Here is a 7,772-nt window from a genome sequence, read left to right as displayed (position 1 = left end):
GTAAACCCATCCATGGGGGCTCGATGGCGCCATCCATGGCGCCAACGGTCCTGCCCACCCATACCGCCCCACCTTCGACAGACTCCCGCGGCTGTGGGTAGGTGTCGACCTTGGTCGACACGGTAGATCCACGCCATGCGTGGATGGAAGCATCGGGAACATGTCTGGAGAAAAGCCCCCTTCTTGTTGAAGGGGGCGCGCCGACAGGCGCAGGGATAAGGAAAAATGCGCGGACACGGCGCGCGATAGCGCGCCGTGTCTTGGGCGCGTCATTGCACCGGCTTATCATGGGCGGATGACTTCCGTACGCCTGACCTGCGCGCTGGCGCTGCTGCTGCCATTGGCCGCCTGCACCACCGCGCCCGCCCCTTCCGCCTCCGCTCCCACCGCTGTCGCTGCGGCTGCGCCGCCGAAGCTGCTGCTGATCTCGATCGACGGCCTGCGCGCCGATGCGCTGGACCGCGGCCTGACCCCCAACCTGCAGCGCCTGATCGACGGCGGCGTGCGTGCACGCTGGATGACCCCGTCCTATCCGTCGCTGACCTTCCCCAACCACTACACCATCGTCACCGGCCTGCGCCCGGACCACCACGGTATCGTCAACAACAGCATGGACGATGAAGCCCTAGGCCGGTTCGAGCTGAGCAACCGTGAGGCGGTCACCACCAGCGGCTGGTGGGGCGGCGAACCGATCTGGGTCGGCGCCGAGAACGCCGGGGTGCGTTCGGCCACCACCTCGTGGCCGGGCAGTGAATCGGAAATCCGTGGTGTGCGCCCCAGCCAATGGCGCGTGTACGACGGCAAGGAACCGCTGGAACAACGCGCGGGCACCGTGCTGGACTGGCTTGCACAGACCGATGCCGACGCACCGCAACTGACCACGCTGTACATGGAGCACGTGGACAAGGCCGGCCACAACTACGGCCCCGAATCGAAGCAGTACGCCGACGCCATCGTGCGCGCTGACCAGATCGTCGGCCAGGTACTCGACGGCCTGCAGCAGCGCGGCCTGGCCGCGACCACCAACGTGATCGTGGTCTCCGACCATGGCATGGCCAGCGTCCCGGTCGGCCAGGTGATCTCCACCGAATCAATGGCCGCCCCGGCCATCGCTCGCAACGTCAGCCAGGGCCAGTCGGTGGGTTTTGCGCCGTTGGCCGGTCACGAAGCCGCAGCCGAGCGCGCCCTGCTCGGTCGTCACGCGCACTACGAGTGCTGGAAGAAAGAGAACCTGCCGCCGCGCCTGCACTACGGCACCCACCCGCGCATTCCCGCCATTGTCTGCATGATGGATGAAGGCTGGGATGCCCTGCACCAGGAGAAGATCGCCAAGCGAGACCATCAGGATCGTGGCTCGCATGGCTACGACAATGCCCTGCCCTCCATGCGCGCGGTATTCGTGGCCAGCGGCCCGTCGTTCCGTCAGGGCCTGGTGATCGATGGCTTCGACAATGTCGACGTCTACCCGCTGCTGGCGCACCTGCTGCAGGTGCCGGCTGCACCGAACGACGGCAATCCGGAAACGCTGAAGAAAACCCTGCGCTGATCGTACGTCATCCGCCGGGCATGGCCCGGCGAACGCAGCAAGCGGAACGACGAGCACAAAAAAACGCGGCGCCAGGCGCCGCGTTTTTCGTTGAACCGGCCTGGGCCGGATCAGGCCTTGGCGACGGCCTTCTTCGCCACAGCCTTCTTCGCCGGAGCCTTGGCCACGGTCTTCTTGGCAACCGGAGCAGCGGCGCCTACGGCGACCTTGCTCGCGGTGTGCGAACGGGCGTTGCCGTAGCTGGCGTTGTAGCGCTTGCCCTTGGCGGTCTTGCGGTCACCCTTACCCATGTCTTCAACTCCTCAAATGTGAAATCTGGTTACCCCGTACTGACACGGGTTCGGCGGGGCCGCCTTGCTGGGCGCCCCCGCGCACGATCGAAAATCCTATCACGGAGCGCCTAGTGCGCGCAGCTGGCGTCGTGCACGTGACCGTGGTTGAGGCGCAGGTTGACCAGATGGGCGACCCCCACCAGCAGGCCGCCGATGGTCATCACCACCGCGTGTGGCACCGCATTGTGGTGCAGCGGGTCGTACAGCACGCCGGCCCACAACGCGACCAGGCCGGGAATCAGGAAGCCCAGCGCACGCAGCGCACCGTGCCGGCGGTAGCCCCAGACCAGGCTGAACAATCCGAGCAGGGTCACGAACACCACCAGCGCCTGTTCCACCCCATCGCTCAGCCAGAACGACAGGCCCAGCGACGGCGCCGCCGCCAGCAGCACGGGGATCACCGCGCAGTGCACCGCGCACAGCATCGAACCAGTGGCGCCGAAACGGTCTAGCAGGTGGCGCAGGCGTGAGGACAGGGACATGACTTCCAGCAGGGTCGGCGAATCGTTATGGAATAATATAACATCTGTTCCCGACCCGCACGGTTTCCCTCCCCCTGTCCCGCTGACGGGATACGTGCGCCCAGCGATTGATACACTGTAACAAAGGACCCGCTCCATGCCCGCCCACACCCCGCGGTTGAAGCCGCATTCCCTCGCTCTGGCCCTCGCCGCCCTGCTGCCTTCGGTTGCCTTTGCCGCCGGCGATGACAGCGCTCATCGTGACCGCCACCTGACTGAACTGTCGTCGGTGCAGGTCACCGCGTCGCCACTGCAGGGCGATGCCGAATCGCTGGCGCGCCCGGTGGAGGTACTGGCCGGCGAACGCCTGGACGAGCAGAAGGCCGGCACCCTCGGCGATACCGTGGCAAAGCTGCCGGGCGTGCAGAGCACGTTCTTCGGCCCCGGCGTCGGCCGCCCGATCATCCGCGGCCAGGAAGGCCCGCGCGTGGCCGTGCTGTCCAATGGCATGGGCAACATGGATGCCTCCACCGTCAGCGCCGACCATGCGACCAGCATCGAGCCGTTCCTGGCCGACCAGATCGAAGTACTGAAGGGCCCGGCCACGTTGCTGTTCGGCAGTGGCGCCATCGGTGGCGCGGTCAATGTGGTGGATGGCCGCATCGCCCGCGAGCTGCCGGAGCGCCCGCTCAGCGGCCGCGCCGAGCTGCGCGGCAATTCGGTGAACAACGAGCGTAGCGGCATGTTCCGCCTCGATGGCGTCAGCGGCAATGTCGTGCTGCACGTGGATGGCCTGGTCCGCAATGGCGATGACTACCGCATCCCCGGCTATGCCGTGATCGACAGCCTTGAAGATCATCACGATCACGATCACGACCATGACCACGCGGGCGAGGAAGGCGAAGAGCCGCGCCGCGGCCGCCTGGACAACAGCTCGATCCGCACCCGCGCCGGCGGTGTCGGCGCAACGTGGCTGGGCGACGGCGGCTACTTCGGCGTATCCGCCAGCACCTACCGCACCAACTACGGCATTCCCAATGGCGCGCACGTGCACGCCGAGGGTGATGATCATGGCCATGACCACGGTCACGACCATGGCGATGAAGAAGAAGGCGGCGACGAGCATGACGTGCGCATCGACATGGTGCAGAACCGCTTCGAGACCAAGGCCGGCATCTACAACCCGGTCTCGTTCCTGAAGAACATCAATGCACGCGTGGCCTACACCGACTACGAACACGTGGAGCTGGAAGCCGGCACGCCGTCCACCCGCTTCACCAACCGTGGCATCGAGGCGCGCCTGGAAGCGGTGCAGCAGCAGATCGGCGGCTGGGACGGCGCGTTCGGTCTGCAGTTCGGCAACAGTGATTTCGGTGCCAAGGGCGAAGAGGCGTTCGTTCCGGATACCGGCACGAAGAACATCGGCCTGTTCGTACTGCAGGAAAAGCAGTTCGGCCCGTTCAAGCTGGAACTGGGCGGCCGCCACGACCAGGTCAAGCTGGACCCGACCGGTGACTATCGCCGCCGCACCTTCGGCGCCACCAACCTGTCTGCGGCCGGCATCTGGAAGCTCAACGATGCCGTTGACCTTCGCATCGGCGTGGACAGCTCCGAGCGTGCACCGACCAACGAAGAGCTGTATGCCGCCGGCGCACACATCGCCACCCGCTCGCTGGAAATCGGTGACGCCAACCTGAAGACCGAGCGCGGCCAGCGCGTGGAACTGGGCATCCACACCCACAGCGAACGCCTGGACTTCTCGGCGTCGGTCTACCAGACCAAATTCAAGGACTTCATCTACCTGGCCGACACCGGCGTTACCGAGGGTCTGCCGGTCCGCGCCTGGACGCAACAGGATGCGGTGTTCCGCGGTGCCGAAGCCGAAGCGCTGGTGCATCTGTTCGAAGGCGGCGCCGGTGATTGGGACCTGCGCGTGTTCGGCGACTACGTGAAGGCCAAGCTGGATGGCAACGGCAGCCGCAACCTCGACATCGCCGTGCCGCATGGCGACCACAACCACAACTACAGCGTGGAGCTGGCCAACACCGGCTACCTGCCGCGCATCGCCCCGGCCCGCGTCGGCGCCGACCTGCGCTGGTCGAAGGACGGCTGGCGCGCCTCGGTCGGTGCGGTCCGCTACAGCCGCCAGAAGGATGTCGCCCAGAACGAAGCGCCGAGCGACGGCTACACCCTGGTCGACGCGCATCTGGCCTACCGCTGGGATCGCAACGCGAGCAACAGCTACGAGGTGTTCCTGGATGGCAGCAACCTGACCAACCGCGAAGTGCGTCCGCATACCTCGCTGCTGCGTGATTACTCGCCACTGCCGGGCCGTGGTGTCGCATTCGGCATCCGCGCGTTCTTCTGACCGGGCTACGCCGTCGGAACGTTACCTAAGGGGGCCGGAAGGCCCCCTTTTTCTGTCGCATATGGCATGAACTGGTGAAAATGGTGCTATGCCTCCGCGACACCATCCGTTGCGCAGCTAGACTCAATCAGGCGTCAATTCAATAGACAAACTGAGCGGAAACACCTGCATGGCCATGAGTCTCGATGCCGAACTGGAAGAACGCCTCCTTGCAACCGCCAAGCGTGGGAGAACCGCTTGGCTGGCCGGCGACATTGCGGAGGCAGAGCATCGCTTCCTTGAAAGCTGGGACATGATTCCGGAGCCGAAATCTGCTTATGACTACGGCCAGATTTCATCGTATGGAATAGCCATCTTCTATCGCGATACCGCTCAGTTTGAAAAGGCCAGAGAGTGGGCGATGGTCGCCAGAGGCATCTATGGAGAAGGCGAAGCCTCGAGCGAGTACATGGATGAACTTGCAGCCACCATCCAGTTCGAATCGGGAAATCTGGATGCGGCCTACGCCTTGTTCGAGCCCCAGTACCGGAAGTACGGCCGTCGCGTCTTCGAGGGCCACAAGAAAGAGTTCATCGCTTTCATCAAGAACAGGAAGAAGACTTGATGAGCGGATCAGCCAGCCACTAGCCAGATCCCTTCTGCGCCAGCTTTTCATCCACGCATGGCGTGGATCTACTGCGTCCTGAAGGAGCGTTCGAGCTTCCGTCTTCGTTCCAGTAGGATCCATCACACACCCGTCACAAAGATGTGCGTACCACAACAAGCGGACAATCCCGTCACTCAAAGTCTCGCCAATCGGACACTTTTGTCCGAAAATAATTCCATGACTGCCCAACGTGCCGATGCTGCTGCCCGCCGTGCCCTCATCCTCGACGCCGCCGATCATGTGTTCGGCCAACACGGTGTCACCGCCCCGCTGGACCTGGTGGTCGAACGCGCCCAGGTGGGCCGCGCCACCCTGTACCGCAACTTCCCCGACCGCACCGCGCTGATCCAGGCACTGCTGCAACGTACGGTCGACCGTATCCGGCGCCAGGTCGAGCAGCTCGGCGACCGCGACGATGCCCTGTTCGAGGTGTTCGAAGGCATGGCCCAGCGCATCATCGATTCGCCGGCATTGGCCGATTACTGGCGCGCGGTGGATTCGGACGTGCCAGCCATGCGCACCGCGCGCGAGACCGTGCGCGATCTGCTGGAAGCACCGATCGCCCGTGCCAAGGCCGCCGGACTGTGCCGTGCCGACCTGGAGAAGACGGACATTTCACTGATCTCGGGCATGCTGGGCGCAGCCCTGCGCGGCAAGACCCGCGACGAGCGCGCCCACCTGGCCGGGCGTGCCCTGCAGCTGCTGCGCGGGGGTCTCCAGGGAGCAACCAGCGAGGCCCGCTGATGGTCCAGCCGTATCTGAAGCCGGTTCCGGATTGGGAGGAGCACGAGAAGCCGACCATGCCGGGTTCGGCTTCGATGCCCTGGCATCCCCCCTATCGACGCGTGGCCTATGCACTGGTGTCGCTGCTGGTGGCGATCACCGGTGGCCTCGGCAATGCGCTGGTCACCGCCAACCTGCCCTTCCTGCAGGGCCAGCTGGCACTGACCCCGACCCAGGGCAGCTGGCTGGTGGCGGCCTATGCAATGGTCAACGTCACGGCCAACCTGCTGGCCTTCAAGTTCCGCCAGCAGTACGGCATCCGCCTGTTCGCCGAGATCGGGCTGGGCCTGTACGCGGCGCTGGCGGTACTGCACCTGTTCGTCGGCAGCTTCGAGACCACGATGCTGACCCGTGCCGCCAGCGGCTTCGCTGGCGCCGCCTGTTCGACACTGGGCACGCTGTACATGCTGCAGGCGCTGCCACGACGGTTCACCGGCAATCTGCTGGTGGTTGGCGTGGGCCTCTCGCAGCTGGCGGTGCCGATCGCCTGGATCGTCTCGCCGGGCCTGGTCGATACCGGCCAGTGGCACCAGCTCTACTCGTTTGAAGCCGGGCTGGCCCTGTGCGCGTTCGCTGCAGTGGTGGTGCTGAAGCTGCCGCCCGGCATCCAGGTGAAAGCCTTCGAGCCACTGGACTTCCTCACCTTCGCCCTGCTTGCGCCGGCTGTCGCGCTGCTGGTGATCGTGCTGGCGCAGGGCTACACCCGCTGGTGGCTCAACACGCCATGGCTGGGCTGGGCGCTGGTCGCCTCGATCGTGCTCTCCACCACTGCCTTCATCATCGAACACTACCGGCGCAATCCGCTGCTGCAGATCCGCTGGCTGTCGAAGCTGCCGGTGCTGCACTTCATCGTCGGCGCGTTCCTGATCCGCTTCCTGACCACCGAGCAGTCCTATGGCGTGGTCAACCTGATGCGCACGCTGGGCATGGGCCCGGACCAGATGCGCCCGCTGTTCGTGGTGATCCTCGCGGGCGTGGTCACCGGCATCGCCGGTGCCTCGCTGACGTTCGGCCCGAAGCGGCTGATCGCGCAGCTGCTGATGGCGATCCTGCTGCTCGGCGCTGCCGCCTTCTTCGATCAGCACCGCACCAGCATGGATCGGCCGCACGACTTCTACGTCAGCCAGTTCCTGGCCTCGGTCGGTGCCGGCATGTTCATGGGCCCGTTGATCATGCTCGGCATTTCCGCCGCGCTGAAACAGGGCGTGGACCACATGATCACCTTCCTGGTGACGCTGTCGATCACACAGACGCTGGGCGGCCTGGCCGGTTCGGCGGTGCTGGGCACCTTCCAGCTGCACCGCGAGCAGCTGTACTCCAGCGCGTTGACCAGCCAGCTCGACCCGGCCGACCCGGTGGTGGCGCAGCGCCTGCGCCTCCAGCAGCAGCTGTACAGCGCACAGATCACCGACCCGGTGCTGCGCAGCGCGCAGGGCAGCGCGCAGCTGGCGCAGACCACGCGCCGCGAAGCCAACGTGCGTGGCTTCAATGATGTGTTCACGCTGAGCGGTTGGCTGGCGATCGGCTTCCTGGGCTGGTTGCTGCTGCTGTCGCTGCGCACCGCCGTGCTCAAGCAATGGCGCAAGCGCCACCCCACTTCCCCCCGCTGCGGTCACGCCGGCCGCGCCCCGCTGAG

At 65.5% G+C, this 7,772-nt stretch carries 6 protein-coding genes and 1 pseudogene; 5 read left to right on the top strand and 2 right to left on the bottom strand.

Going from position 1 to position 7,772, the window contains the following annotated elements; translation table 11 throughout:
* Positions 1–295: 295 nt before the first annotated feature.
* Positions 296–1,546: an ectonucleotide pyrophosphatase/phosphodiesterase gene (locus tag QRO95_RS24690; protein WP_121503865.1), complete on the top strand. Its 1,251-nt coding sequence runs from the start codon at positions 296–298 to the stop codon at positions 1,544–1,546.
* Between the two features lie 110 nt (positions 1,547–1,656).
* On the opposite strand, the gene QRO95_RS24685 is transcribed toward QRO95_RS24690, so the two are convergent.
* Together QRO95_RS24685 and QRO95_RS24680 are read right to left on the bottom strand one after the other, a co-directional pair.
* Positions 1,657–1,836: a 30S ribosomal protein THX gene (locus tag QRO95_RS24685; RefSeq protein WP_004150462.1), complete on the bottom strand. Its 180-nt coding sequence runs from the start codon at positions 1,834–1,836 to the stop codon at positions 1,657–1,659.
* A 110-nt stretch (positions 1,837–1,946) separates the two neighbouring features.
* Positions 1,947–2,360, bottom strand: coding sequence for a MerC domain-containing protein (locus QRO95_RS24680; RefSeq protein ID WP_008264835.1), 414 nt, complete (start codon positions 2,358–2,360; stop codon positions 1,947–1,949).
* Positions 2,361–2,496: 136 nt separating this feature from the next.
* Here QRO95_RS24680 and QRO95_RS24675 point away from each other — a divergent pair, with 136 nt between their 5' ends.
* The 4 genes and pseudogenes from QRO95_RS24675 to QRO95_RS24660 all read left to right on the top strand — a co-directional run bounded on the left by QRO95_RS24675 (position 2,497) and on the right by QRO95_RS24660 (position 7,771).
* Entirely contained in the window at positions 2,497–4,707 is a 2,211-nt protein-coding gene (locus tag QRO95_RS24675; protein ID WP_285303679.1) for a TonB-dependent receptor, read from the top strand.
* 169 nt (positions 4,708–4,876) lie between these two features.
* On the top strand, positions 4,877–5,311 hold the full coding sequence (locus QRO95_RS24670; RefSeq protein ID WP_285303678.1) for a hypothetical protein: 435 nt from the start codon (positions 4,877–4,879) through the stop codon (positions 5,309–5,311).
* A 219-nt stretch (positions 5,312–5,530) separates the two neighbouring features.
* The gene (locus QRO95_RS24665) at positions 5,531–6,097 is read left to right on the top strand and encodes a TetR/AcrR family transcriptional regulator (protein ID WP_010483118.1); all 567 of its coding nucleotides are present in this window, start codon (positions 5,531–5,533) and stop codon (positions 6,095–6,097) included.
* Positions 6,097–7,771 (top strand): annotated as a pseudogene (locus QRO95_RS24660) (MFS transporter). The gene QRO95_RS24665 and the pseudogene QRO95_RS24660 overlap by 1 nt, the downstream one beginning before the upstream one ends.
* The last annotated feature ends 1 nt before the right edge of the window (position 7,772 follow it).

The organism is Stenotrophomonas maltophilia group sp. Smal13, assembly GCF_030236855.1.
Classification (GTDB): domain Bacteria; phylum Pseudomonadota; class Gammaproteobacteria; order Xanthomonadales; family Xanthomonadaceae; genus Stenotrophomonas; species Stenotrophomonas maltophilia_A.
Note: the sequence above shows the minus strand (reverse complement) of the source record. Positions and strands in the feature narration are given on the sequence as shown.